Source organism: Pseudomonas sp. 05N431 (assembly GCF_056397005.1).
In genome coordinates this window covers 1-749 of sequence record NZ_JBFTMN010000054.1, presented here as the reverse complement: position 1 = coordinate 749, position 749 = coordinate 1, and the positions used below count along the sequence as shown (strand labels likewise).

The 749-nt window shown below is 66.2% G+C and carries 1 protein-coding gene; it reads right to left on the bottom strand.

What is annotated here, in order from left to right; all coding sequences use genetic code 11:
- Positions 1–749 (bottom strand): immunoglobulin-like domain-containing protein (locus tag AC1DIG_RS29270; protein ID WP_477770106.1); only part of this gene is annotated, 749 nt, incomplete at both ends.

The window sequence follows — 749 nt, the reverse complement described above, 5'->3', positions numbered from 1 at the left end:
GCGTTGGTCAGCGGGGTGTGGCCGACCAGCGCGTCGTTCGGCGCGGTGGTGGTCGCAGTGCCGCTGGATTGGCCGACCGGGATGGTGATGGTCTGGCCGTTGGCCAACGTCACGATCACTGCCGAGCCGGTGACTGGCGCGCTGACGGTGGCGGTGTAGGTGACGGTGCCACCTTCTGCCGCCGAATCGGTGGCGGTCAGTTTCACCGTCGAGGTGTCGATGGTGTCGGTGACGTTGGTGACTGCTGGTGTGCTGCTGGTCACCAGGTTTTCGAAGTTGCCGCCGGTCGCCGTTGCGATCGTCGCCTGGACCTTGCCGGCGTCGAGGTAGACGTCGTCTTTGGGTGCATCGACCACTACGGTGCCGGTGGTTTTGCCGGCCTCGATGTTGATCACGGCGCCGTTGGACAGCGTCACGGTCACCGGTGTGCCGGCCGCGTTGGTCAGGGTCGCGGTGTAGGTGATGTGACCACCTTCGGCCACGGAACCGGTCGCGCTCAGCGTGAGGTTGGTGGTGTCGACGGTGTCGGTCACGGTGGTGCTGACCGGGGTTTTGTCGGCGACCAGGTTTTCGTAGTTGCCGCCGCTGACGTTGGTAATCGCGTTGGTCAGCGGGGTGTGGCCGACCAGCGCGTCGTTCGGCGCGGTGGTGGTCGCAGTGCCGCTGGATTGGCCGACCGGGATGGTGATGGTCTGGCCGTTGGCCAACGTCACGATCACTGCCGAGCCGGTGACTGGCGCGCTGACGGT